The sequence below is a fragment of the Stenotrophomonas sp. 169 genome, from assembly GCF_014621775.1.
In the GTDB taxonomy this organism is placed as follows: Bacteria; Pseudomonadota; Gammaproteobacteria; order Xanthomonadales; family Xanthomonadaceae; genus Stenotrophomonas.
Genome location: NZ_CP061204.1, coordinates 3,565,936 through 3,590,796 on the forward strand (window position 1 = coordinate 3,565,936; position 24,861 = coordinate 3,590,796).

Genomic DNA, 24,861 nt, shown 5'->3' on the forward strand with positions numbered 1-24,861 from the left:
TGAGCGCTGGTCAGGCGTTGAGGAGGGAGGCAACTTTGCTGGCATCAGCATCCGTCGACTTCATCAGCATGTACTCCATGCCGCTGGCGACGGCGATTTGGTTGGCGAAGTCTTTCTTGGCTTGCACCACGGCATCGTCGATTTGGTAGTCGGCCTTCACTTCGACGATGACGTACTTGGTACTGCCATCATCCTCGACACGCTCGAACAAGAAGTCCGGGTAATAGCTACGGACAGTGTGGCTAACCGGGTCGATGTACTGGATGAAGAAGTCGGACTGCCCGTGGGTCAACATGCCGGTGAAATACACCTTCTTGACCTTGTTGCTGCGGATCAGCTCCCAAAACACCTTCTGCTCGGAGCCAGAGTCGAAACAGTAGGCATCCAGATGGAAGCTCTTGCCCTTGAACTCGTCGGTGACGTTGCTGTCGGCTTGCCGCACAATCTTGTCCTTAGCGGCATTGACCTCATAGTAGCCCTGTGGTGGCAGCTTGATGAGCTCCACCTCGTGCTCCTCGGTTTCCTTTGTTTCGTCCAAGTCGTAGAGCAGCTTGAACAGACGCGGGATGATCTCGTCGTAGAGCAGCTCGTTGAACTCGTTGGTGATGGCGACTAGCTCCTCAGTGCCTTCCTTGGTGGAATCCAGCAGGTCTTCCACATCCAACGGATTGCGGTTGAGGTAGCGAGCAATCTCCGCTACCAAGGTTAGCCGCGAGAACTCGCGCTTCTGGCGGCGGTTGGTCAGGTCGCGGGTTTCGATGTTGCCGGACTGCATGGCATCTTCGAGACTCAGACCCTCCTGCCGAATCTCCAACAGGTGGTATTTCTCAGTCAGATCTTTCCAGGCTTCTGCCTCCGACCGATCCATGCCTAGGGCGACGCCATGCGTTAGCGCCTTCTCAGTAACGTTGAACTGCTTGCGTACGCGCACCAGCTTGATCTGTACCGGCGGAAGCACAACCTTGATCTTCACGCACTCCTTGTTGGTGTCCTTCTTCTGCAATTCGTCGGCGCTGACGCGGAAGTTCTGCAGCAGCTCTTCGTTGAGAATATTCAGGTTGTCCTTGGAGAGGAAGACGTGGCCGGTGTATTGGGCCTGACCGATTTGGCGAAGACAGCGCATGGTGGCTTGCAGAACGAAGACCTTGGACTTCGGTTGACGGAACAATCCGACGCCGAACAGGGAACGGCAGTTCCAGCCTTCGCGGCCTTTGTTTACTAGCAAGATGAACTGCTTCTCGGAGCCTTCGGTGTCAAGTCTGTTGAACTCACGGATGTCGTCGTTTGAGGTGATCTTGTCGTCACCCACATTGACTAGGATGCGTGAGGTGGGGATGCCGTGCTTGATGAGCGCGGCCTCAACGGCAGGCTTCAGCTCGGCGGTCAGCTCGTCCACGGTGGCGGCGAAGAAGGCTAGTTTTGGGCGTAGGCCTTCGGGATTCAGGTCGGTGGTTTGCTTGAGAAACTCCTCTATGGCGATGTCCACGAACTCGTCGGTACGAGTGTTGGTGTAGCCGTGCAGTTCGACATTCTTCAGAAATCCTTTGTCTATGGCTTTCTTCAGGCCATAGGCATACACCACTTCCGGCAGCACTTCGCGTCCGACATAGGGCGTGCCGGTGTAGTTGAAGCAGGCCACGACGTGCGTGCCGGTGTTCTTCAGACTCTTGGCCAGCTCGTCGATCGTGGTGCGTAGGCTGGTGTCGGTTTCCTTCTGACCAACGCCCATGTCCTTGGCCAGGCTCTTGCCAAAGGCGTGGTGGGCCTCGTCCACATAGACGCCCAATTGCTCCAGCCGGCGAAGCTTCTCGAAACGCTGGTTGGTGGTCAGGTCGGCCTCGTCCTCGGGCTGGTCGAAGCCGTAGAGGTCGGCGTTATCGTCGTACACGGTAGACGGCGCGAGGACTTCCGCCGTAGCCCCGAACAGCTTATCGGTGGCATTCTTGTCCTTGTGCTGGCGCTTGAGAATGATCTTCTGTGTGTTGGAGACGATGATGTTGAACTTGGACTTGTCCATCGTGTCCAGCGAGGTGCCGGCTTCTTCCAGGTAGTGGAAGTGCAGGTTCACTGTCATCCACGCAACGTACTCCGGCGGCACAACCAGCGACAGGTCGAACCCTTCGATCTCCTTCAGCGATTGCAGCACCGTCTTGTCCGGGGCAAACACCAGTGCGTTGTGGCAGAAGTGGGCGTCCTTCGGGAATTTGTTGGCGAGCAGGAACTCGTAGAAGATGCACGTCGCCATCAGAATGGTTTTCCCCGTGCCCATTGTCAGAGCGAAGATATAGTTGGGGTACATCCGGCTGTTCTTGCGCATCCGGTCAAACAGGGTCTTGTACGAGGTCAGCTCCAGTTCATCCGAGTCGCCGAACTGGAACATCTCCTGCCCAGCAGTACCACGGAACGAGCCGAACAGGCGGCCTTCAAACTTGCCGCTGCGCTCATACCACGCCTTGAAGATTTCCTCGACCTTGGCGTTGCCCAGGAACTCTTTCAGGAGGACGTAGGTTTCCAAGGCTTCGAACTGCGGTTGGCGCAGGAAGGCCTTGGGGTTCTTCTCCGGGTCGTTGTGGTCGAGGAACTTGCGGGTCAGCTCGCGATAGTTCTGGCGGATCTTGCCCTTGTTGGCTTGGTAGAACTGCCACAGGAAACGGAAGAACGCGAAGTCGAGCGAGGCGGCCACGCTCGTCGTGGTTTCCTTGGCCTTGCGCGTGCCTTTAGCCATTGTCGATGCTTCCTTCCCACGATTCGGACAGCAGGTCGGTGATCTTCACGCGGATGGTGCCCGCGTCGGCCGGCACTTTGTACTTGCCGGAGGCGAGCTCGTTCTTGTCCGGGATATCTACCTCAGCCGGTTGCAGCACCGCGCCGTCGTAGTTCCAGTCGATCAGCACGGATTCGACCAGCTCGCGCCAGTCGCCGGTCGATTCCTTCTGCAAGGACAGCTTTTGCAGCAAGTTCATCGGGTAAAACTTCTCGATGACCAGCTCGCCGTTCTTGATGATGACCTTGGCTTCGGAATCGCGCTTGAACTCAAGGTTGGACTTGTCGCGCAGGATGTCCACCACTTGCACGTCGATCATGTAGGGCTTGGCGGCCAGCACCAGTTGCGCGGCCAGGTCGGGCTCGTGACCCATACAGACCAGCGTGACCTTTTCGACCGGGCGCGTGGGTGCTTCGGCCTTGCGACGTTCCCAGGCCTTGTAGTCGAAGCCGGCGATCAGCTCGTTTAGATCGGCGCGGGTGGCGATACGGTTGACCGGCATGATCTTGATCATGCGGCCGTCCTTCTCGCCGTCGAACACTGTGCTGAACTCAAGCTTCTGAATCTCAAGTGCCTCGATCAAAAGGTCTATCGCTTGAGCGGGGTTGCGAAAAACGTCGTAGTGATTGACGTTGTAGACCTCAAATCCTGCTTGCGAGAACTCATCTTCATCAATGGAGTGCTGTTGACTCTCTTCCTGAACTCTAAGAAGCCGTGCGGATGCCGTTTGAATGGAGCCGAGGTTGATATCTGCACCGATGAACCTTCTGCCCAGCTTCTTGGCAACGGCTTGTGTGGTCCCCGACCCCATAAAGCAATCAAAAACAAGCGCGCCCGGCTTAGTGGAGGCTGAGATTAGCTTGTAAAGGAGCTGCTCTGGCTTTTGAGTCGGGTAGTCAGTTCGGTTGTCTGAGGATTGATTTTCAATGTCAATGAAAAAATAGTCGTTAGCTACTTTGCCCTCACGCAAGTAGTCCCGAACTACCAATTCCGGATGCGAAATTTCCCAATTTTGGTCAACATCCTTGGCGCCCTTAATTGGGCTTTCTTTGAGAAATCGACCGTTTAGCCGATATTTTCCGTTCTCGTCTTCCAGCCTATATTTCTTAATGGTGGCCTCGGACAGAGGCTCAATCACCATCCCATCATCCCAGTTATAGACTGGGTCTTTCCTCTTCTTGTAGAAATGAATGTCGTGATGACTACGCTTCCACGAAGTTTTAATTGAGCTTCTGGTTCCAAACATCCAAACGATTGAATTGAGGAAGTTGTCCTTCCCAAAAACCTCATCCAAAAGACAGCGAAGCTCATGAGATTTCCGGTAATCGCAATGTAAATAGATTGCGCCCTCTTCGGAAAGCAGCTCTCTCAGCAGGATCAAACGCTCGAACATGAACTGGAGGTATTCATCATTACTCCAGATGTCCGTGTATTGTTTTTCCTCAAACGTCGTGTTGCTTGATTCGACATCCTTCTTTCTGACTTTTATTTTTTTCCGATAGTCAGCTTTCGAGTCGAACGGAGGATCGATGTAGATCAGATCGACCTTGCCGCGAAATTGCTTCAGCAGATGGCCCATCACCTGAAGGTTGTCACCCCAGAAAATCTTATTGCGCCAGCCGTCCACCTCCTCGCCGTGGACTTCCTTCAGCTGCGCCGGATAGAACTGCGTCGCTGTAAACGGACGCTTGCCGCGCCAGTTCAACATCGGATAGCCCTTGATCGGCTCGAACTCGTATTTCTCGACGTTAGTGCCGCCGTCCGGCGTGCCCAGTCCAAGATTGCCCTGCTCGGTGGTTGTTATCTTGCTCATGTTCCCGTCTTCCTGAATTTCCAATTCTTGTTGTCGCAATAGGCCCGCATGTCGCACTCGACGCATAACTTGGCCGGCCGCGCCGCCATCTGATAGTCCTGCCGCTCGATGCGTGCCACGATGTCGTCAAACCGCGCGATGGTCTTGCCGATGGCGCGGTCGTCCTTTGGGAAGGAGACGTAAGGGTTGCCGCCTTCTTCGCCGGTGTAATAAAGGTGCATCCGGCTGACCTTCTGTCCGGTGCGCTCCTCGACCAGATGGGCGTACACCTCCAACTGGCTCTGGTATTGCTTCAGCCGTTCCTTGTCCCTCTCCATGTCGGGCTTCTTCTCCGACTTGAAGTCGATGATCTCGACCGTATCGTTCTCGCCTCGGATCAAGTCCACGCTTCCCTTGAGAATGTAGCTGTCCTTGACCAGCGAAATCTCGACCTCGGCCTCCCTGATCCTGTCCCAGTGGCCCTTCTCGCGCTCGAAGTAGCGCAGGATGTGGTTCAGTGCCGCCCGCTGCGAACCAGTTGCCAGGTAGACACGCTCCTTCTTCGAGAGCGTGGCGTAGTTTGCCGAAAACCAGCTTTCGATAATGCCCGCATTCAGCGCAGCCTGCTCGCCGCGCAACACAGTCTTGTGGATGTCCTCGATGGTTTGGTGTACCAACGTACCGAACAGGATCTGGCTCTCGCGGATAGGCGCGAAGTCCAGCTCTTTAAAGAAACGGTATTGCTCGGCGCAGTTCTCGAACACAGTGATGTGCGAGGTGAAGGAATACTCGCGCTTGAGGTTGATCTCTTTTACCGACTCGTAGTCGAGACCCCCCAGGTCCACGTCCCCCCACTTCGGCAACGCATCAAACATGCACTCGAAATACTTCGACGGAGCACGGCGCTGGCCCTTGCCTTCGCGCTGCTGAGCGGCCAGCACCAACAGGTTCTGCGCCCGCGAGAAGGCGGTGTAGAACAGCCGCCAAAAATCGAAGGTCTTGATGCGTTCCAGCGGCTCGAAGGTTGCCTTGGACAAGTAGCCGCCTTCTTCCAGCAGCACATCCATATCGCGATGCTGCTTGCGTGGCGTAGATTCCATCGACCCGCACACCACCACCGGAAATTCCAGTCCCTTGGCCTGGTGGATGGTCAAGAAGCTCACGCAGCCCTTGGGCGCGTAGTCGGCCACGTCCTCGTATTCGCCGATGCCGCCGTCCTTGAGGAAGCGGAAATACTGGTTGAACAGGGCGATCAGGTTCCGATCCAGCCACTCCGGGTTCAACACGCTGACGTGATGCAGATATTCGAATTTTGTCAACAGGCTGGAGAAGCTGGCAAGGTTGCGCGCCGCACGGCCCTTGTCCACGCCTTGCGTGGCCTCCTCGCCCAGATAGCGGGCGAACAGCGGAAACTGCAACAACTGGTAGAACAGCCCGGAGAAGGCGTAGTCCGTACTCTGCGTCAACACGATGTGGCGCTTCGCGATCGGACGTGCCCATTCCAACAGCGCCTTGTTCTCCGGCTTGCGCAGTTCGTCGGTGAAGGGCTTGTAGCACTGGTGGTCGAAGTAGCCCCAGATCGGCAGGGTCGCACCCTCGGCCCACACCCGCACCTTGGAGTACTGCGGAAACAGGAAGATCAGCGCACCGATCATCAGCCGCACTTCTTCGCGCTCGAAGAACATATTGGACCGCGGCGAATACACCGGCACACCTGCGCTTTCGAGGAATCGCGCCAAGTCCTGCGCCCGATCGCTCTTGACCGACTGGTAGAGGAAGGCAACCTGGTTCCAGTCGGTCAGCTTGCCGGCCTCTTTCAGCGCATTGAGGAAAGCCAGCACTTCGCCGTACCAGTTGGCACTGTCGCCCACAGGGTCGGATGCCCTCAGCTTGAGGACGGCCGGCACTTCCGCGAACTCAGCCTCACGCGGCAGGATCTGCTTGTCGTAGCGGAACTGACGTTCGCCATCGCCCCACGCCTGCTCGCGCATCCACTCGTTGTAGAAGCGGATGATGTCCGGGTGTGATCTGTAGTTGACCGCCAGCCTGACCTGCTTGCACTTGCCCTCTGCAAACAGCTTGGGGAATTCGAGGATGTTGCGAATGGTCGCGCCACGGAAGCGGTACAAGCCTTGGTCGTCGTCGCCAACCACACACAGGTTCTGTTTCTCGCCAGCCAGCAGCAACAACAGCCGCTCCTGAATGGTGTTGGTGTCCTGATACTCGTCCACCATCAGGTAGGACAGCTTGGCGCGCACAGCCTCCAATACGTGCGGATGCTGTTCCAGCAGTTTCAGCGCTTCGAACTGGATGCCGGAGAAGTCCAGCGCATTGTTCTCGGCCAGCATTTCCTGATAACGGCGGAACAGCAGCCCCAGCGCCTTCACCTCAACTTCCGGAGCCTCTGCCAGCGCGTCCGAGTCCAGTGGTTCCTCGCTGACCTTGTTGAGCCAGTGCAACAGGTTCTCGGACTGGTTCCAGCGGCCAATGCCGTCGTCGCCCATGACCAGATTGGCGTCCGCGATGGCGCGGAACTCCTTGATGCGTTGATACAGGAAGTATTGCTGGTCGAATTGGTCGAACAGGGTGAAGCTCCGCTTGAGGCGGGTGTATTCCTGATGCTCTTCCAGAAGCCGCAGACAGATGGAGTGGAAGGTGCCGAGGTACATCTCGTTCAGATTGAACTTGATGTCCATTTCGGCCAGTCGGTTTGAGATACGGGTGGTCAGCTCCCGCGCCGCCTTGTCGGTGAAGGTGACGACCAGCAGCGATTCGGGGGCTACCCCCTTCTGGGTGATGAGATAGACGATGCGTTCGACCAAGGTAAAGCTCTTGCCCGACCCTGGCCCCGCTATGATGAGCACCGGGCCTTCCGTAGTCAGGATGGCTTCCCGCTGCCGCGGGTTGGCCTTGCTCAACAGTGTCGCCTCGTCCCCCGGCATCCCCATCCCCTTGATTTTCCTAAAAACCCCGCTGGCAAGACTTTTTCGCCCTTCATGCGGAAACTGCTGCCGATCTACCCTTCTGTGGCCCTCAATGGTCGCATGATATGGCGAGAATGGGTAATGTTCAGCTACCTTGACGGGCGGCAGAACGGGAACGGATTTTAGGGGGAAGACGGTGGCATCAGATTACGAGGAAATTTGCCGGCAGAACCGCGAGGACTACGGCAAGAAGGGGGCGAAAAAGTCCGGCGACCTAGCTGCCGGCCTTTACGATGACGAAACCCATTTCATCTACGAGTTGCTCCAAAACACCGAGGACGCGCTCAAGCGCCGTGACGAGGGCTGGAAGGGCTCCCGGCAGATCAACTTCATCCTGGACGATATCCGGCTGGTGCTGTCCCACTACGGCCACCCGTTCACAGAGAACGACGTGCGCAGCGTGTGTGACATCTCCGAAAGCACCAAGGACGAGAGCTCGATTGGCCGTTTCGGGCTGGGCTTCAAGTCGGTTTACAAGGTTTCGGACTTGCCAGAGATCCATTCCGGCGACGAAGACTTCGTCATCGAGGAATACCTGTTCCCCAAACAGGCCGAGCGGACGCGCCGCGATGCCGACGAAACCCAGATCCTCCTTCCGCTGAAGGCGGATTCCGCCAAGTTCAAGGCGCGTATCGGTGCAGGCCTCAAGGCGCTAGGGGCGAGCTCCTTGCTGTTCCTACGTCACATCCGGGAAATTTCCTGGCGCATCGAGGGCGGCGCATCGGGCTTGTACTTGCGTGACGATCCTGAAGTGTTGGGCAACAACGTCAGCCGGATCAAGCTGATCGGCCAAGCCACCGGCCAAGCGGACATCGACCAAGATTGGCTGGTGTTCCACCGGGACGTGGGCAAAGGCCGCGTCGAACTGGCCTTCTCGGTCATCACCGACAAAGACGACAAATCCAAGTGGGGTGTGCAACCACTACCGGCATCGCCCTTGGTGGTGTTCTTTCCGACGGCTTACCAAACCAACCTCGGCTTCTACCTGCAAGGCCCGTTCCAGAGCACGCCCAGCCGCGACAACATTCGAAACGATGAGCCTTGGAATCACCGGCTGATTGCTGAAGCTGCGTCCCTGCTGGTCGAAGCGATGACTTGGCTGCGCGACAACAACCGATTGGACGTGAATGCTTTGCGCTGTCTGCCGCTGGACAGAGTCAAATTCCCCGATGGCAGGCTGTTCTCGCCGATGTTTGAGGCGACGCTGGAAGCCTTCAAGGCACAGCCCTTCTTGCCGAACAACGATGGCGGCTATTCGCTTGCCGAAGAATCGAAACTAGCTGATTCAGCAGGATTGGCCGAACTTTTCAGTAGCGATCAGATCTCAGCATTGTACGAAATCGAGAATACTCATTGGCTCACTGGGAAAATCACAGATAGGCGCACGGCAGATATCTGGAACTACCTGACTAAAGAGCTTGGAGTCAAGGAAGTTCGCCCCCGCGACATCTTCCCGACGTTGACCAAGCAATTCCTTGAGGCGCAATCCGATGAGTGGATTGCTGGCATGTACGAGTTCTTGAAGGATCAGGGAACAGTCAAGTCGCTACTGTCTAACACACCCATCGTCCGACTCGAGAATGGCTCGCACGTATCAGGTAAAACACCCGGAGGCGAGCCTCGGGCCTTCCTGCCGACAGGATCCCCCACTGGCTTTCCTACGGTTCTGGCTTCAGTTTGCCAATCCGAAGATGCTATCGAATTCCTAAAAGCCCTTGGCATCGGCGAACCTGATCCAGTTGACGACGTAATCCGAAATATCTTGCCGAAATACGAAGCCGAAACCATTGAGATCGACGATGAGGCGTATGCTTCAGACATCGGAAAGATTGCATCCGCGTACCAAATGGCGGACTCCACAATCAAGAAATCCCAGCTCGTTGAGCGACTGAAGCGAACTTCGTTCTTGATGGTAGTAGATTGCGGCGATGGCAACGGGTACAGAGGACTCCCTGGCAATACCTACATAGCCACGGATCGCATGAAGCGGCTCTTTTCAGGGGCCGTAGGTATCTTCGTGGTGGATGACGACTACGATTGCTTGCGAGGTGAAGACGTTCGCAACGTTCTGGTCGCGTCAGGAGCATCGCGCTATCTGCGTCCGAAGGAAATCAGGAATTCGTTGGATTTCACCAAGCGCCGTGAATTGCAGATTGCATCCGGTTATCCAGCATCAACCTGGCGCACGGACAAAGATCAGGACTGGGTAATCGAGGGGCTTGATCAGATTGTTGCGCTTCTTCCGACGCTCCCAGCAGATGAGTGCATCGCGCGTGCGAAATTAATCTGGGAAACGCTGGAGGAGCTTGAATCCAATGCTGCCAAGCACTTCTTTACTGGCACCTATTGGTGGACAAATAGAGCCCCCTATCATGCGAACTTCCCGCCTTCCTTCGTTCGACTTCTGACGGAATCCTCCTGGATTCCCGACAGCAAGGGCGAGCTCTATCAGCCGAAGAACATCGCCTTCGAGGCAACGGGCTGGAAAGCCAATCCCTTCCTGCAATCCAAGATCATCTTTAGACCCGACCTCATTGACCAATTGGCGGAAGAAATCGGCATTGATCCAGGTGAACTGAATTTACTGCTTAAACTGAAACGACAAGGAATTTCCCTTGCATCGCTGGTGGATGACAGCCTAGACGCTGCAACGTCTCCTGAGGGCCGCCCTGCGCCACAAGCACCTGACGCACCTGCGCCCGCCACTGCTGATGATCCTGACCGTCCTGCGCCAGGAGATTCCGTCTATGACAAGAACATCGACTTGTACGGGCCTGATGTGCCTGAAATCCCCGAAGGCACTTACGATCCGGACAGCGGCGATGCTGAAGCCGATCGCCCCACGCATCCCATCAACGAAGGTGCTGGCCGCGGCGCATCGCCGGGCGGCGATAGCCGCTCAGATGGGAATGGAGGTTATCACCCCGGTACGCCTTCTGGTGGCGGCCCGCCCTTCGGCACGCGAGAGCATGGCAAGCGCACTCCCGGCAGTTTGGGCGGTCGGCGTTTCATCTCCTACGTCGGCACTCGTCCCGATGAGGCAGAAGACGATCCTGATGGACTCGACCAGTCGCAACGCATGAGTATCGAAGCCGAGGCAATCAAGCACATCATCGAAGCAGAGCCGCACCTGCACAAAACAGAAGCCGGCAACCCCGGCTTTGACCTGCTGGAGAAGGATGCCAGCAATCTGCCCGTTCGCTGGATAGAGATCAAAGCGATGACCGAATCACTTGAGCATCGCCCGGTCACGTTGTCCCACACTCAGTTCAAGCACGCCCTCCAAAAGCAGAACAGGTATTGGCTGTACGTTGTCGAATTCGCTACGGTCCCGGAACAACGCCGCATCCTGCGCATCCAGAACCCGGCGGGCAATGCCAAGTCCTTCACCTTCGACAAGGGTTGGAAGCACATCGCACTGACCAATCCGCCCACCGAGGGCGCGTGACATGCCGACAACTTCCGCCGAACTGCTCAAGTCCCGCCACCGCTTGATCCGCGACGGACAACCCGAGACTCTGCGTCTACGCATCCACGCTGCCGGGCCTTGTGCGAAGTACCAAAGATTGTCGGGTGTCAGTCGTAGGGATCGACCATGCCACCGCATCGACTGCAGGCCGCGCTTGTGGTGCATCTCATGACACCGGCCAGCACGGCCGTGGCCACGACCATCACGCAGTAAATCAGCTCGACCTTGCTCTTCATCCTCATCCGCTCCCCTGTGGGGCGCTACCCGCGCAGCGCCGTGCGCGAAGCCAGAACCGACCAGCTTCAAGGAGGTAGTATGGTTTTGAAACTAAGTTCAATCGCGAATCCGGCGACTAACTACCTGCAGTCTAGAAACTGAAGACTCGCTGGTTGGCCGTAGTCAGAACATCGCGACCACCAATTGTGCTGGCGCGAAGCCTTCGCGCCCCTGTTGAGGAAGTAATGACAATCTCCTTGTACGACACCAACTGTTCCAGCGCCATTCTGTACTTTGCGCTGTCCGCTGGAGAACTATTGCAGTGGCTGGAAAAAAGTTCCCCAAAGGAGATGCCATCGGGACGCGCATGGACCAAGGGCGATATCTGATTGACTAGGGCATTGACGGTGGCATCACCGGCAGCACCGTCAAAACAGAAGCCAAGCTCGTTCTGGCCTGTGAAGGACTGATCATCACGGGTGCTGTATCCCAACGCACGGAACATATCCAGCCCCGCGCCGCCGTAGTGGATGAAGTGGTTGTTCTTGTTCCAGTGAACGGTGGTCATGACATCGCGGGCGCGCGGATGCTGCGACAGATGTACTAGCCAGTAATCTCCATGCCCGGTGGTGCGAATAAAGAAGACAGTAAAGAACTTGGCACCGCAGCGCTCAACCAAACCCTGGTATAGGCAACTTTGGATGTAGAGCCTGACATCCCTCTCGTTCCGCTTGATGTCTTCGAAAGTTCGCCCCTTGAGGACGTCTGGAAGGTCAAGCTTCTCAAGTTTTCGTTGTGTCGCCGCGGAGTCGCTGGCAAAGTTGATGAAGGCATCCACAGCGAAGGTCAGGATTACCTCGGCGGTAGGTAGCGTCTGGAAGATCGACCGAATTTGCGACGTCGGAACCTGCGCATAGCCGTACTGATCGAGCAGGAAGATGGAGCGCCCCTTTCGCGGGCTCTTCTGCCCGACGAACCCCATGATCTGTTCAACGTTTTTCTCGAACGTACCGTGGATGAGATGGATATCCTTGCCGACACTGTCACCATAACCATGCTCGGTCAACTCTGACGCCAGGAGCTTATGGGCGCTACGGTTCCTCTCGACGAAGAAGTAATCCAGATTCCAATGCAGGGGCTTATTCCGGCCCAGAGCGACCAGTGCCTGAGCTTCCTTCGCAGCTTCGAGAAATACGAAGGGTGATCCCAGGACGAGTTCACGAGTGTCTTCGTGGATGTAAATTCCACCGCCCGCGAAGCCATCAACCAGTGTGACCGTCAGAACATCCTGAGCAGGTGAGACGACAAGGGTCTGAAGGTAAGCGACCAGATACTCTCGCAGCACCTCATGCTTGGCGATACTGTGTTGCTGGATCGTGGCAGGCTTCCCTTCGTCCCAGCGATACTGAGAAATTGCCATCGTGCCTCCCTACATTGGAGCGTGCGCTGGCATTTCGTCCCAGGTACGGCCGTTGAGCAGCCTTCCGTTCTTGGCCTTGGCTCGGCGTTTGCCATCCGCCCCCCAGCCGCCCCACTGCTTGAAGAAGAAGGCCACCCCCTGCTCCTCGCACTGGATGCGAACCACATCGGCCCACTCTGGTTTCATTGGGCGCGCCTTAGGACCTGATTCGCCACCTACAATGACCCAATGGATGTCGTCCAAATCCAGCACACCGACATCCTCCAGCAGGGGCTCCACTGACAGGAATCGGATCCGCGCGTCAACCGAACGAAGGTAGTCAATGCGCGGCACGCCATGGCGACGGTTCTCCACAGACACTCCGAGCCACACGTTCTCGGGCACCGGGCGGGCCTTGAAGTATCTCGCCATGCGAGCCGCACGCTTGGTTAGGATCTGATAGCTGTGCCAATGGGTGCGCGTAATCACGTCCATCACCTGATCGATATAGTCCACAGGGACCTTTTCGTGGAAGAGGTCGGACATCGAGTTGACGAAGTAGATTGTCGGCTTCTTGCGCTTGAGCGGGTCGCTGAGGCGCTCGGGAATAAGCCGCAGGGCGAAGCCGTTCTCATAGCCCGGGGTGCCCATGGCTTGGAGGCGACGGGCCATGAGCTCGGCATAGCAGTGCTTGCACCCCGCGGATATCTTCGTGCAGCCCACAATGGGGTTCCACGTTTGCTCGGTCCATTCGATGCGGGAAGACGTAGTCATAACTGGACTCTCCGGTTGGCGAATATTACTCGCAACTTGGGTACGACGGGGATCGGCGCCAGCTGGTACGCCTTGCGGCAGGAGCAACAACGACCGCAAGTTGCACCCGAACTGACGAAAACGGATCTAAAAATCAAAGCGATGCTGAGCAGTCACATTGCTGACCTTTCCCCAGAAGGCCTGGCCCAAGGCGCTTTTCGATGCCAGCACAAGCCAGTACAGCGGCTGATTCTTGGAGCCCGACACGAGCTCGACATTGTCGCTCACGTCCTGATAGCCCAACTTCTTGATCAGCCCGCACCAATGCCGAAAGACAGCCAGCACGGCAACATCGTTTCGCACGGCGGGATCCACGTGATCACGCCAGCCTGGTGCAAACACGTCCAGCTTCCCATTCGACATTAGCTGCTTGACGTTACGCTGCATGTCCATCGCACTGAAATGAATCAGCAGATCCATTTTGGGCAGCTCTGCCAAGGTCTGAATGACCTCGAATGGCAGAGCTTGGACACTGTAGGGATCCAGAAACGCAAAATGCAGTCCTGAAGGCGATAGCTTTGAGACGACCTGTCGTGCTGTCTCCTCTGCCTTCCCGATGTATGTGGAAATCGGCCCTAGTCCTTCGCCGTTCAGTCGGTCCCGGCAGGCACTGACGTTGACAGCATCAAGGTCGGCGATATGAATCGCTCCAAATGAGGCGTGTCGCGCTGCCTCGGCGCAGGCCGCGATCGCACTGCCAGGGATAACTTCGCCCGTATCCTTGACGGCAGCCCGACCCGGCCCGCAGTACAGGTCAGTAAAGGTCGAATTGCGGCCAAACTTCCGCCTGGCGGCTCGACTGATATCCACGTAATGACGCAGGCGCAGATGCTTCTCCTGCGCCCAACCACCGACGATCTCACGCCGACTGCCGTCGACCGGATCTATGTCGTAACGTTCTTCCGGCCGCTTTGTCGGCATGGACGTTCCTCTCCCACTAGAGGCGTGCGCTGGTCGCGGAGCCAGCCTACCGCATGTCTGGCCAAGAATGGGCCGCGTTGAGTCGGGAGTTGCGCCCCGCCCTAACCAGCCTTTCGCTTGATCGAAACGACCTTTTCCAGGCTTTCTCGAAGCTGATCAAGGTAGTTGGCCCACGCCTGCATCATCTTCTTTCGCTCAGCCAAGTGCGCGGTACGGCTGTAGGCACGCCCAAGCGGATCCCTGACCGCATGCGCCAGTTGATGCTCGATGTAGTCCGGCCGGAATCCCAATACCTCGTCCAGGACCGTTCTCGCCATGACCCTAAAGCCGTGACCAGTAATAGCGTCGCTATCGAAGCCAAGTTTCCGCAACGCCGCATTGATCGTGTTCTCACTCATCGGGCGGCTCGAACTTCTAACCCCCGGAAAGACAAATTCGCTCCGACGGGTGAGAGGCCTCAGGTCCTCGAAGATCTCTTTCGCCTGGGACGAGAGGGGCACGATGTGTGGGGTTCCTGTCTTGCTGGCCACAAAACGCCACTCTGCCTTCTCAAGATCGACATCCTCCCACCGAGCCTTTCGCAATTCCCCGGGCCGCACGAAGAGCATCGGTCCAAGCTTCAGCGCCGCCAAGGTCACGGGCGATCCCTGTTAGGAATACATTGCCCGTAACAGATCGCTGATCTGGGCAGGATCGGTCATGCTGGCGAAGTGCTTGGTCTTGGGTTGCTCCAGCGCTCCGATCAAGCTTTCGGCTGGATTTGATGTCGCCCGTCCAGTGGCAATCGCATAACGAAACACACGACTAGCAAGCGAGCGCGTCCTGTGCGCTGTCTCGGCAACGCCGCGCTTCTCCATCTTGCGCAACGCCGCCAGCAGCACCGGCGCCGTCACATCAGTGATCGGGATATCGCCGATGCTCGCTAGGTCCTTTTCGATAAGGCGGCGCTCGCGCTTTACCGACCCGGGAGTCAGGCCCTCCTTGGTTCGCTTCTCCAGCAGTTCAATGGCGATCGCGCTGACGGTGGATTCAGCTCGCTCGGTCTGCGCGGCGCGCTCGATACGAGCCACCTGGGCTGGGTTGGCTCCGCCCTTAACCAATGCCCGTAACCGGTCCCGCTCGGCTCGCGCCTCGCTGAGCGACATGATCGGATACTCGGCCAGCGTAATCATGCTTGCCTTGCCCGAGTGCCGATAGCGATAGCCGCCACACCTTCGCCCCGGACGGTCGCACTTCGATGCATAGGCCATTTGTGTCGGCGACACGGTAGGCGTCTTCACGTGGTTTCAGGGAGCACAGCTTGGTATCGGTCAGCATGTGAGTCAGGTGATTGTGAGTCATCGAGCATAGCCCACGCCCGTTGACTCACAGCCTGACTCACTTCCGCCCCGGATTTAAGTGGACCAACTTGGACCATGGCGCACAAAACCCCCGAATTTAGCGGGAATCTACGGACTAATTCGGACTGCCTTGGATTGCTAAGTGGTGGGCCCACCAGGATTCGAACCTGGAACCAAAGGATTATGAGTCCTCTGCTCTAACCGTTGAGCTATAGGCCCGCTTGCCGAGCGTCAGTGTAATGCAAGGCCCCTGTCGGGCTCCAGATACCCATGCGTCGCCACGTGTGTCGCCCGCTCCTCTAGCGCACGCCCGCGTGGGTCACCCAGCATGGAGGCCCACCTTCCAGGCTTCGTTCATGCCCCTGTTCCGATGGACACGGTTGCCTGCTGGATCCTCCGTCGTTGACATAGATCAGCGGCTCTCGTGGCCCCACACCGTCATTCTGGGCACGCAGTACTTCACCGTCATGCTGGGGGCCATGGTGGCCGCCCTGCTCATGGGGTTCGATCCCAACCTTTCTCTGCTGATGTGTGGGATTTCCACGCTGCTGTTCTACGTGGTCACGGCCGATCGGGTACCAAGCTTCATCGGCACCAGCGGCGTCTTTGTCGGTGCGGTGATCGCACTTACCGGCTACGACGGCCAGGGTGGCAACGCCCACCTGGGAGCCGTACTGGGCGGCATCCTCTTCTGCGGCGCGGCCACGTTCCTGCTGGGCATCGCCGTCCGCCGTTTCGGCACCCGCTGGATCATGGCGCTGCTTCCGCCGGTGGTGACCGGCACCATACTGCTGCTGCTCGGTACCAGCCTGGCGTCGATCCCGGCGACGATGCACGATGGCACGCCCTTCGGCACGGGGACCCTGCTTGCTACGGCGGCCCTGCTCGCCGTACTGCTGACATCGCATCATCAATTCGTGCGGCGCATCGTGCTGCTGGCGGCTCTGGTCATCGGTACGCTCGTCCATGCCCTGTTCGGCAGCATGCTGGCGCTGGCAGCGCCGATCTCCCTGCAGCCGTTGCGTCAGGCAGCGTGGTTCGGCGTACCTGCCTTCCAGGCTCCACGACTGGACGTGGCGACGTCCATGACGCTGCTGCCATTGGTGCTGGTGCTCGCGGCGGAGACATTGACCCACGTCAAGACGGTCGGCGACATGACCGGACGCGACCTTCAGGGGCAGATGGGAAATGCGCTCATGGCGGATGGTGTGGGCACCCTGCTCAGCGGGAGCAGTGGTGGCCCGCCGATGACGGCCTACGCCGAGAATGTCGGACTGATGGCGACAACCCGTGCCTACTCCACGGCCGTACTTGTGGTGGCGGGCATCTTCGCCGTTGTACTCGGTCTGTCGCCCAAACTGGGGGCCGTGCTGCGCTTGATACCTGCGCCCGTGCTCGGCGGCGTGGTGCTGGTGATGTTCGGGATGATTGCGATTGCCGGTATCCGCATGCTGCACGAGCACGCCGTCGATCTACGCCAGCCACGCAATCAAGTCATCGTACTTGTTCCGCTGATGCTGGGCGCTGGCCACTTCTCGCTGTCACTGGGAGCACTTACCTTTGACGGGGTGTCTGTTGCCTCAGTCGCGGCCATTGCCCTGCAGGCGATGGTGCCACGGCGCGCCGGCCCCTGAGAGACCGGCGCACAGTAGAACCAGATCACGCGACCGCGTAAGGCCCTTGCGACTCGAAGTAACGCCGCAGACGCGTGCACGCTGGCGTCAGCACCGTTTCCAGATCGCGGCTGGCATCCGGCTGCCACCGCAGGTTGACCACCCCCGCCAGCTCAGCCGTACCGCCGTGGCTTTCCACCAGCACCACTCGGTCACCGCCGAGCACACCCAGCAGCACGCCCACTTCCAACAGCACTTCATCGCGCGATGCCGGCCATGCCGCATCACCGGCGGTGCGCGCATCCTCGGTTCCCGCAAGCACGACCGCGAAGTCCACGCCGGCGGCGGTTTCCTGCAAGCGCTGCACCGCCAGCCCACCACTGCGCGCCAGGCCGTCCTGCCACAGGCGCACGGTGAAGCCTTCACTGGCCAATGTTTCCTGCAGCACCTGTGCGGCATCGGTCGACTGCGCCGAGGCAAGCACGAGCACCTTCGTGCGTTCGCGTGCGCTGCCCACGTAGTCATTGCGTTGGAACAGGCGGCGCGCGAGCTCCTGCGCGACATGACGATGGATCAGCGGGAACTGCTGCGCCAGGTCGTCCAGACGGGCCGCACTGAGACGTGCGACCACACTGGGTTCGGCCGCGACCACGGTGGCCGAGCGGATCTGCGTCGGCTGCACGGCGGCCATTTCGCCCACATGCTCGCCCGCTTTGCGGTGCGCTACGCGCTTGCCGTTGACGAAGACATCGAACGAACCGGTAACGATGAGGTAGACGTCATTGTCCACTCCACCCTGATGGATGACGGCGGCACCGACCTGTGCCTCCAACAAGGTCACACTGCTGGCCAATGCCTCGGCAAGTGCGCTGTCACCCCGAACGAGTTTCTGTTCGGACAGCGCATACAGCAGGTTGCGGCGACCTTCGTCGCCGGTGAATCGAGCCAACATTGACGTCCCCCTGTGGACTGCATCCGATATGGATGTCACGCGCAGATTACCCCCAAATATGTGACGCGGAGCACGCATTTTTGGCAAATTAATAGGCACTTGCTGAACAGGATGAACGCGCTCAGCCTCCGAATTGCCTTCCCAAGACGCCCACCCGGCGGGCGTTTTCCGCCGCCAAGTCGCGCACCGTGGATGAGCGTATCAAGTTGGATGCTGCCACGCGCTCCCAGAACTGTCGCGCCAGCGGTGCCGCCCACTGCAGGTGCACCAGATCCCGGCTGCTGGTGGGCGCGGGCGGTTGCAGCCCGGACGCTGGACGCAGGATGCCGGTACGCGAGGGCGCCAACGACATCGGCAGCATGTCGTACGCTGGCGCCAGCAACAGCGGGCCGCTATCGACCAGATGGAAACCCAGGTTTCCTTGATGCATGTCGGTGTTGCCGATGAGGCGGCCGAATGCCTGCAGGCGTCCAATGTCCGCCACGGTGTCGGCCGTCAGCCAGCCTTGGGCCTGCAGCAGGCCGGCAGCACCCGTCCACTCTTGTGATGCCTCACCCGTAAACGCCGAAGACAGCGCCGACAACGACACGAATCCGTGTCGCCCGAGCAGGTTGGGCGTGCGGTCGAAGCGCTCGACTTCCAGGAAGGTGTGCGTGTCTGTGGTCAGCAGCGAAGTGGCCGATGCAGCCACCCCCGCCGCACTTAGCGTATCCAACGCCAGATGCTCGCAGACCAGCAGATCTGCCCAGCGCTCGGCTGCGTCCCCGGCTCCCTGCTGGGCAAATTTCACCAACACGGCGCGACGCATGCCGTCCTGCTCCAGCGTTGCGGTGAACTTGGGTTGCTCACCGCCCGGTGACGACCCGACTTCCTCGCCTTCCAGCGCAGCCAGTGCGCGGCGTGGGTACTCCCGGATGCGCTCACTCACCGCCATTCTGTCAGGTGGCGACTCAAGGACCTGAAGGGCCTGTTGCGCGGCCGTTCCACCGAGCAGCAGATCGCCCGACTGGGTGCCCCCCGCATTGACCAAGGCCAGCAAGGTATCGCTCAGCTGCCAGCGGTTGAGGTCGTTCGGCACGTCAAGCGAGCGCGCCGCGCGGTGTGCGAACGTGTGCCCGAGAAAGCCCTGCGGCCGCAGTTCGTCGAGGTACCACGGCAGACCGGGGAAAAACGCAGGCACGTCGCCGTCAGGCGAGCGGGTGAGGTTGGGCCGCACCGCATTGGCTTGGAAATGGAAGGTATCGCCTGTCAGCGCGTGCAGTTCTCCCAGCGCTTCAAGCGTTGCATCGGCGCGAAGCCGATAAAGCGGCCACTGGCTGCCAGCGGGTGTCACCTGGCGTGCGGCGTACGCCGTGCTCCGGGTCTGGCCGATACGGACGACCTGGTCACCGGCCTTGGCGACCAAGCGGCTCAACGCCATCCGGTTCACACCCAAGCGCTCAGCCAAGGCGCCGGCCGCGATGGGATCACCGGGCGACAGCTGGGCCAAGAGGGTCTGGATGGTCGGGGATGTGGGCGTGGACATGCGTGCAGTGTTACATGATTTGTTACGTAATATTTTGGCTTGGTGGGGGACAGCCTATTGCGGCGCATGGCATTTTCGGAATTTTGTTACGAATAATGTTACGTAATATCGGCTATGGGGCACTGGCACTGGCACTGGACGGTAGAGCCGACTTTAGTCGGCTGCCCCGGAGGGCGGTGCGGACTGAAGTCCGCACTACCAGAGGCGGCTGCCCCGGAGGGCGGTGCGGACCGAAATCCGCATTACCAAGCGCAGGGGCATCAAGCGCAGACGTACCAGAGGCAGCCGGCAGACCATATTCCGCGCAAAGAAAAACCCCGCCGAGGCGGGGTTTTTCAGATCCTCGAGGAACCGACCGGAATCAGTCGATATCGAGGAAGCTGCGCAGCTGTTCGGACCGGCTCGGATGACGCAGCTTGCGCAGCGCCTTCGCTTCGATCTGGCGGATGCGCTCGCGGGTGACGTCGAACTGCTTGCCGACTTCTTCCAGCGTGTGATCGGTGTTCATGTCGATGCCGAAGCGCATGCGCAGCACCTTGGCTTCCCTCGGGGTGAGGCCAGCCAGCACGTCACGCACGGTTTCTGACAAGTTGATGTTGGTGGTGTTCTCGATCGGGGACTCCACATTGGTGTCCTCGATGAAGTCGCCCAGATGCGAATCCTCGTCGTCGCCGATCGGGGTTTCCATCGAGATCGGCTCCTTGGCGATTTTCATCACCTTGCGGATCTTGTCTTCCGGCATGTCCATTTCCTTCGCCAGCTCCTCCGGCGTTGCCTCGCGGCCGTACTGCTGGAGCATCTGACGGGAAATGCGGTTCAACTTGTTGATCGTTTCGATCATGTGCACCGGGATACGGATGGTGCGTGCCTGGTCGGCGATCGAACGCGTGATGGCCTGGCGGATCCACCAGGTCGCATACGTGGAGAACTTGTAACCACGACGGTACTCGAACTTGTCCACGGCCTTCATCAGGCCGATGTTGCCTTCCTGGATCAGATCGAGGAACTGCAGACCACGGTTGGTGTACTTCTTGGCGATGGAGATGACCAGGCGCAGGTTGGCCTCGACCATTTCCTTCTTCGCCTTGCGGGCCCGGGCTTCGCCGTAGGCCATCGCGCGGCTGATTTCCTTCAGGTCATCCAGGCTCAGCAGCGTGCTCTTCTCGATATCGATCGTAGCCTGCTGCTCGGAGATGATCTGGTCCTTGACGTCACGCAGGGCCGAGGACCACTTCTGCTTGCGCTTCAGTGCGTCTTCCACCCACTCCAGGTTGGTCTGGTTGCCTTCCCACGAGCGGATGAAATCCTTGCGCGGCATGCGGGCAGTGACCGTAGCCAGGTTCAGCACGCGACGCTCATGCGACTTGATGCCGGCCATGGTGTCGCGCAGCTGGCGGGTCAGCACGTCGGTCAGCGGCAGCGGCAGCTTCAGGGTGACGAACACCGCCGACATCTCCTCGCGGAGCTTCAGCAGGTGCTTGCCTTCGCCCTTGGCGGCGGCTTTCTTGAAGGCGTTGAAGGCATCGGCCAGGGCCTGCATGCGCGCGGCGACTTCTTCCGGGTCCGGACCGGTCGGGCCGGCTTCTTCCTCGGCGTCGTCGGCGTCGTCTTCTTCGTCCTCATCGGCGTCGTCATCGTCATCGCTGGTGTCTTCCACCACCGCCGGCGCCGGGACTTCGTCGGACAGGTCGTTGAACCCGACGATCACTTCAGCCAGGCGCTTCTTGCCTTCCTTGTGGGCCTCGTAATCGGACAGCAGCGATTCGACCGACACCGGGAACAGACCGAGTGCGGCCTGTACCTGACCGAGGCCTTCTTCGATGCGCTTGGCGATGGCGATTTCGCCTTCGCGGGTCAGCAGTTCCACCGTACCCATTTCGCGCATGTACATGCGCACCGGGTCGGTGGTGCGGCCACCTTCGGTGTCGAGTGCGGTCAGTGCGGCAGCGGCTTCTTCAGCGGCGGTGTCATCCACCTCGCGATTGCCGGTGTTGCCGTCATTGAGCAGCAGGGTTTCCGCATCAGGGGCCACTTCATGGACATCAATGCCCATGCCGTTGATCATGCCGATGATGTCTTCGATCTGCTCCGGATCGACCATGTCGTCGGGCAGGTGATCGTTGACTTCGGCATAGGTCAGGTAGCCCTGTTCCAGGCCCTTGCTGATCAGTTGCTTGATTTCGGATTGGGCAGGACGTTCGTTGGCCATGGATGCTCGCGCCACCGGCTGGAGTAGGAAAAGGGAACGTAGCATTATACCAGCCCCTCGCCCGGCCTGCCCGGGCGGTGGTCCCGGGGGTCAGGGCCTGAGCAGGAAGGTCACGGGACCGTCGTTGACCAGGCTGACGACCATATGGGCACCAAAGCGCCCCGTTTCCACCCCTGTTGCATGCTTTTCACGACAGATCTCGACAAATCGATTGAACCCGCGTTCAGCCTCGGCCGGCGGGGCCGCGCTGGTGAAGCTCGGCCGCATGCCTGATCGCGTGTCGGCAGCGAGGGTGAACTGGCTGACCAGTAACAGCCCGCCGCCGGTGTCGCGCAGCGAGCGGTTCATTTTTCCGTCGTCATCGGCGAACACACGGTAACCCAGCAGCCGATCGGCCATCCGCTGCAACTGCGCGTCGGTATCGCCCGGCTCCATGCCCACCAAGGCCAGCAACCCGGCACCGATCTGCCCGATGGACTGGCCATCGACGTGCACGGCGGCCTGGCTGACGCGCTGGATAAGAACAAGCATGGGGACCTCGATCAGGGGAGCAACGGGCCACCTTAGCAGCGGCCACGCTAGACTTGCCGGGATGAACCCGCACCGCAAAGCCCGGCTGGCCTACCGTGCCGCCAACCTGCTCACCCGCCTGCCCTGGCCCATGTTGCGCGCCCTCGCCAACGGCCTGGCCTGGCTGTGGATGACCTTCAATGCCCGCGAAAGCCGGGTTACCCGCCGCAACCTGGAGCTCGCCTATCCCGCGCTGGACAGCGCCGAGCGCACGCGCCTGCAACGTGACGTGCTGCGCTCCACTGCCTTGCAGGCGCTGGAGACGCTGCGCCTGTGGACCCGCCCGGCGGCCCACAACCTGCGCGACCATCTGCGCGAGCGCCATGGCGAGGCGTTGTACGACGCCGCGCTGGCCTCGGGAAAAGGGGTGATCGTGGCGGCCCCGCATTTCGGCAACTGGGAGCTGTTGAACCAGTGGCTGGCGTCCCGCGGCCAGATCGCGATCGTCTACAAGCCGCCGGAAGATGCCGCCGGCGACGCGTTCCTGCAACTGGTGCGTGGCGGTGACAACGTGCAGCAGGTGCGCGCCGAAGGCACCGCAGTGCGCCAGTTGCTGAAAGTGCTCAAGGACGGCGGTGCGACCGGCATCCTGCCCGACCAGCAGCCCAAGGCCGGCGATGGGGTGTTCGTGCCGTTCTTCGGCATGCAGGCGCTGACCATGACCCTGGTCAACCGACTGGCCGCGCGCACCGGTGCGACCGTGCTGTACGGCTGGTGCGAGCGCACCGGGCCGGGCATGCAGTTCGCCCTGCACATCGAAGCGTCCGCGCCCGCCCTGGCCGACCCGGATCCACTGGTCGCCGGCACCGCATTGAACGCCGGTATCGAGCGCATCGCGCGCCGTGACCCGGCGCAGTACCAGTGGACCTACAAGCGTTTCACCCTGCGTCCGGATGGCAGCGGCGAGGCCGACCCGTACGCCACCGCGACCCATCCGCATTGATTCCGTCGCACTCAACCCCATGTGATTGACCACGATGTCTCCCCTGCCCGGTCCTGCCATGCCTGTTGCTGCCTCCTCCCTGTTCGGTGATCCGGCGGCCATCCGCTGCGAGCGCGCGGTGGCCGAACTGCGTTCCGGGCGGCCGGTCGTGATCACCGATGACACCGGCCAGCGCATGGCCGTGATTGCGCTGGACAGTGCAACCGCGCGCAGTTTCGAGACCTTCGCCGGGCTGGCCGACGACCGCCATTACCTGTTCCTGACTGAAACCCGTGCCCGCGTGCTGGGGGTGGAGGGCATCGAAGCTGCCCAGGGCGTCCGCATTCCGTTGGCGGGCATCCCCTTCGATGCCCTGCCGCAGCTGGGCTACCTGCGTGAGCCCGGCCCGTTGCCACCGCAGTGGAACCCCGGCGATGCACTCGATGCCGGCGCCGTGGAGCTGGCCCGCCTGGGCCTGTTGCTGCCTGCGATGGTCGGCCTGCCCTTGGCCAGCGACGATGCACGTTTCGACGGTGCCGCGCAGGTCGCCCTGTGCGACCTGGCCGAAGGCGCGGCCCACGCCGCCCACGATTACGAGCTGGTGGCACGCTCACCGGTACCGCTGCGCGAGGTGGGGATGACCACCTTCGCGGTGTTCCGCGGCGGCGTGGCCCAGCGCGATCAGGTGGCGATCATCGTGGGCGAGCCCGACCTTGCAGCGGTGGTCCCGGTGCGCGTGCACTCTTCGTGCCTGACCGGCGACCTGTTCGGTTCGTTGAAGTGTGATTGCGGCGACCAGCTGCGCCGTGGTCTGCGCAAGTTGAAAGAGCTCGGTGGCGGGGTGCTGTTGTACCTGGACCAGGAAGGCCGCGGCACCGGCATCGCCGCGAAGATGCGCGCGTATGGCTACCAGCACGATGGGCTGGACACCATCGACGCCGATGCACAGTTGGGCTTCGGCGCGGACGAGCGCCGCTACGGCAGCGCGGTGGCGATGCTGAAAGGGCTGGGCATCGCCCGCATCGCCCTGTTGAGCAACAACCCGACCAAGGTCCAGCGCCTGCGCAATGCGGGAATGGACGTGGTCGACTGCATCCCGGTGACCGGCGACATCACCGTGGAGAACGAACAGTACCTGCGCACCAAGGCCGAACGTGCCGGCCACCTGCTGGACGTGGACGCACTGATCCAGGCCGCGCAGTAACCGGCGGACCAGCGGTAGCGCCGAGCCACGCTCGGCGAGCGCAGCGGGCTTCCCTCCAAAAGCCGACGCACCCTCCGTCCATCCGTAGCGCCGAGCCACGCTCGGCGAGCGCAGCGGGCCCTTCGCGGATCGACCCCACCGGGGCAGGCTTCTGCGCTACACAAGCCA

18 protein-coding genes and 1 tRNA gene are annotated in these 24,861 nt (G+C 60.0%); 4 read left to right on the plus strand and 15 right to left on the minus strand.

Annotated elements, in window-relative coordinates:
- Positions 1 to 10: 10 nt before the first annotated feature.
- The 3 genes from ICJ04_RS15710 to ICJ04_RS15720 are packed head-to-tail and all read right to left on the minus strand — an operon-like array spanning position 11 to position 7,474.
- Positions 11 to 2,725, minus strand: a complete 2,715-nt coding sequence (locus ICJ04_RS15710; RefSeq protein WP_188325109.1) for a TnsA endonuclease N-terminal domain-containing protein — start codon at positions 2,723 to 2,725, stop codon at positions 11 to 13.
- A complete protein-coding gene (locus ICJ04_RS15715; RefSeq protein WP_188325110.1) occupies positions 2,718 to 4,577 on the minus strand; it encodes a site-specific DNA-methyltransferase in 1,860 nt (619 codons plus the stop codon). The genes ICJ04_RS15710 and ICJ04_RS15715 overlap by 8 nt, the downstream gene beginning before the upstream one ends.
- The gene (locus ICJ04_RS15720) at positions 4,574 to 7,474 is read right to left on the minus strand and encodes an ATP-dependent DNA helicase (RefSeq protein ID WP_223202913.1); all 2,901 of its coding nucleotides are present in this window, start codon (positions 7,472 to 7,474) and stop codon (positions 4,574 to 4,576) included. The genes ICJ04_RS15715 and ICJ04_RS15720 overlap by 4 nt, the downstream gene beginning before the upstream one ends.
- Before the next feature lie 202 nt (positions 7,475 to 7,676).
- Between ICJ04_RS15720 and ICJ04_RS15725 the strand changes: the two genes are divergently transcribed.
- Positions 7,677 to 10,988 (plus strand): DUF3883 domain-containing protein, encoded by a 3,312-nt coding sequence (locus ICJ04_RS15725; protein ID WP_223202914.1) that lies wholly within the window; start codon positions 7,677 to 7,679, stop codon positions 10,986 to 10,988.
- A gap of 128 nt (positions 10,989 to 11,116) precedes the next feature.
- On the opposite strand, the gene ICJ04_RS18510 is transcribed toward ICJ04_RS15725, so the two are convergent.
- The 8 genes from ICJ04_RS18510 to ICJ04_RS15750 all read right to left on the minus strand — a co-directional run bounded on the left by ICJ04_RS18510 (position 11,117) and on the right by ICJ04_RS15750 (position 15,917).
- Positions 11,117 to 11,245, minus strand: a complete 129-nt coding sequence (locus ICJ04_RS18510; protein WP_275138268.1) for a hypothetical protein — start codon at positions 11,243 to 11,245, stop codon at positions 11,117 to 11,119.
- 131 nt (positions 11,246 to 11,376) lie between these two features.
- Complete coding sequence (locus ICJ04_RS15730; protein WP_188325113.1) at positions 11,377 to 12,645, minus strand: three-Cys-motif partner protein TcmP; 1,269 nt, start codon at positions 12,643 to 12,645, stop codon at positions 11,377 to 11,379.
- A 9-nt stretch (positions 12,646 to 12,654) separates the two neighbouring features.
- Entirely contained in the window at positions 12,655 to 13,398 is a 744-nt protein-coding gene (locus tag ICJ04_RS15735; RefSeq protein ID WP_188325114.1) for a phage Gp37/Gp68 family protein, read from the minus strand.
- A gap of 126 nt (positions 13,399 to 13,524) precedes the next feature.
- On the minus strand, positions 13,525 to 14,358 hold the full coding sequence (tcmP, locus tag ICJ04_RS15740) for a three-Cys-motif partner protein TcmP (RefSeq protein ID WP_188325115.1): 834 nt from the start codon (positions 14,356 to 14,358) through the stop codon (positions 13,525 to 13,527).
- A 101-nt stretch (positions 14,359 to 14,459) separates the two neighbouring features.
- Positions 14,460 to 14,996, minus strand: a complete 537-nt coding sequence (locus ICJ04_RS18395; protein ID WP_223202915.1) for a site-specific integrase — start codon at positions 14,994 to 14,996, stop codon at positions 14,460 to 14,462.
- 12 nt (positions 14,997 to 15,008) lie between these two features.
- A complete protein-coding gene (locus tag ICJ04_RS18400) occupies positions 15,009 to 15,530 on the minus strand; it encodes a hypothetical protein (protein WP_342589180.1) in 522 nt (173 codons plus the stop codon).
- Entirely contained in the window at positions 15,451 to 15,699 is a 249-nt protein-coding gene (locus ICJ04_RS18540; RefSeq protein ID WP_342589181.1) for an Arm DNA-binding domain-containing protein, read from the minus strand. The genes ICJ04_RS18400 and ICJ04_RS18540 overlap by 80 nt, the downstream gene beginning before the upstream one ends.
- Positions 15,700 to 15,841: 142 nt before the next feature.
- Positions 15,842 to 15,917: transfer RNA gene (locus ICJ04_RS15750), tRNA-Ile, on the minus strand.
- Between the two features lie 137 nt (positions 15,918 to 16,054).
- Between ICJ04_RS15750 and ICJ04_RS15755 the strand changes: the two genes are divergently transcribed.
- Entirely contained in the window at positions 16,055 to 17,332 is a 1,278-nt protein-coding gene (locus tag ICJ04_RS15755) for a solute carrier family 23 protein (protein ID WP_188325116.1), read from the plus strand.
- Positions 17,333 to 17,357: 25 nt separating this feature from the next.
- Here the strand turns inward: ICJ04_RS15755 and ICJ04_RS15760 are convergent, their stop codons facing one another.
- From ICJ04_RS15760 to dtd, 4 genes are all read right to left on the minus strand, one after another.
- A complete protein-coding gene (locus ICJ04_RS15760) occupies positions 17,358 to 18,263 on the minus strand; it encodes a TIR domain-containing protein (RefSeq protein WP_188325117.1) in 906 nt (301 codons plus the stop codon).
- Positions 18,264 to 18,384: 121 nt separating this feature from the next.
- Positions 18,385 to 19,788 (minus strand): type II toxin-antitoxin system HipA family toxin YjjJ, encoded by a 1,404-nt coding sequence (gene yjjJ, locus ICJ04_RS15765; RefSeq protein ID WP_188325118.1) that lies wholly within the window; start codon positions 19,786 to 19,788, stop codon positions 18,385 to 18,387.
- Positions 19,789 to 20,149: 361 nt separating this feature from the next.
- Positions 20,150 to 21,997, minus strand: a complete 1,848-nt coding sequence (gene rpoD / locus ICJ04_RS15770; protein ID WP_188325119.1) for an RNA polymerase sigma factor RpoD — start codon at positions 21,995 to 21,997, stop codon at positions 20,150 to 20,152.
- Positions 21,998 to 22,087: 90 nt separating this feature from the next.
- Positions 22,088 to 22,528: a D-aminoacyl-tRNA deacylase gene (dtd, locus tag ICJ04_RS15775; RefSeq protein ID WP_188325120.1), complete on the minus strand. Its 441-nt coding sequence runs from the start codon at positions 22,526 to 22,528 to the stop codon at positions 22,088 to 22,090.
- 61 nt (positions 22,529 to 22,589) lie between these two features.
- On the opposite strand from dtd, the gene ICJ04_RS15780 reads away from it, so the two are divergent.
- Both ICJ04_RS15780 and ribA read left to right on the plus strand, forming a co-directional pair.
- Complete coding sequence (locus ICJ04_RS15780; RefSeq protein ID WP_188325121.1) at positions 22,590 to 23,510, plus strand: lauroyl acyltransferase; 921 nt, start codon at positions 22,590 to 22,592, stop codon at positions 23,508 to 23,510.
- A 34-nt stretch (positions 23,511 to 23,544) separates the two neighbouring features.
- Positions 23,545 to 24,693 carry a GTP cyclohydrolase II RibA gene (ribA, locus tag ICJ04_RS15785; RefSeq protein WP_188325122.1) on the plus strand — a complete coding sequence of 383 codons (1,149 nt, stop codon included), beginning with the start codon at positions 23,545 to 23,547 and terminating at the stop codon, positions 24,691 to 24,693.
- Positions 24,694 to 24,861 lie beyond the last annotated feature (168 nt).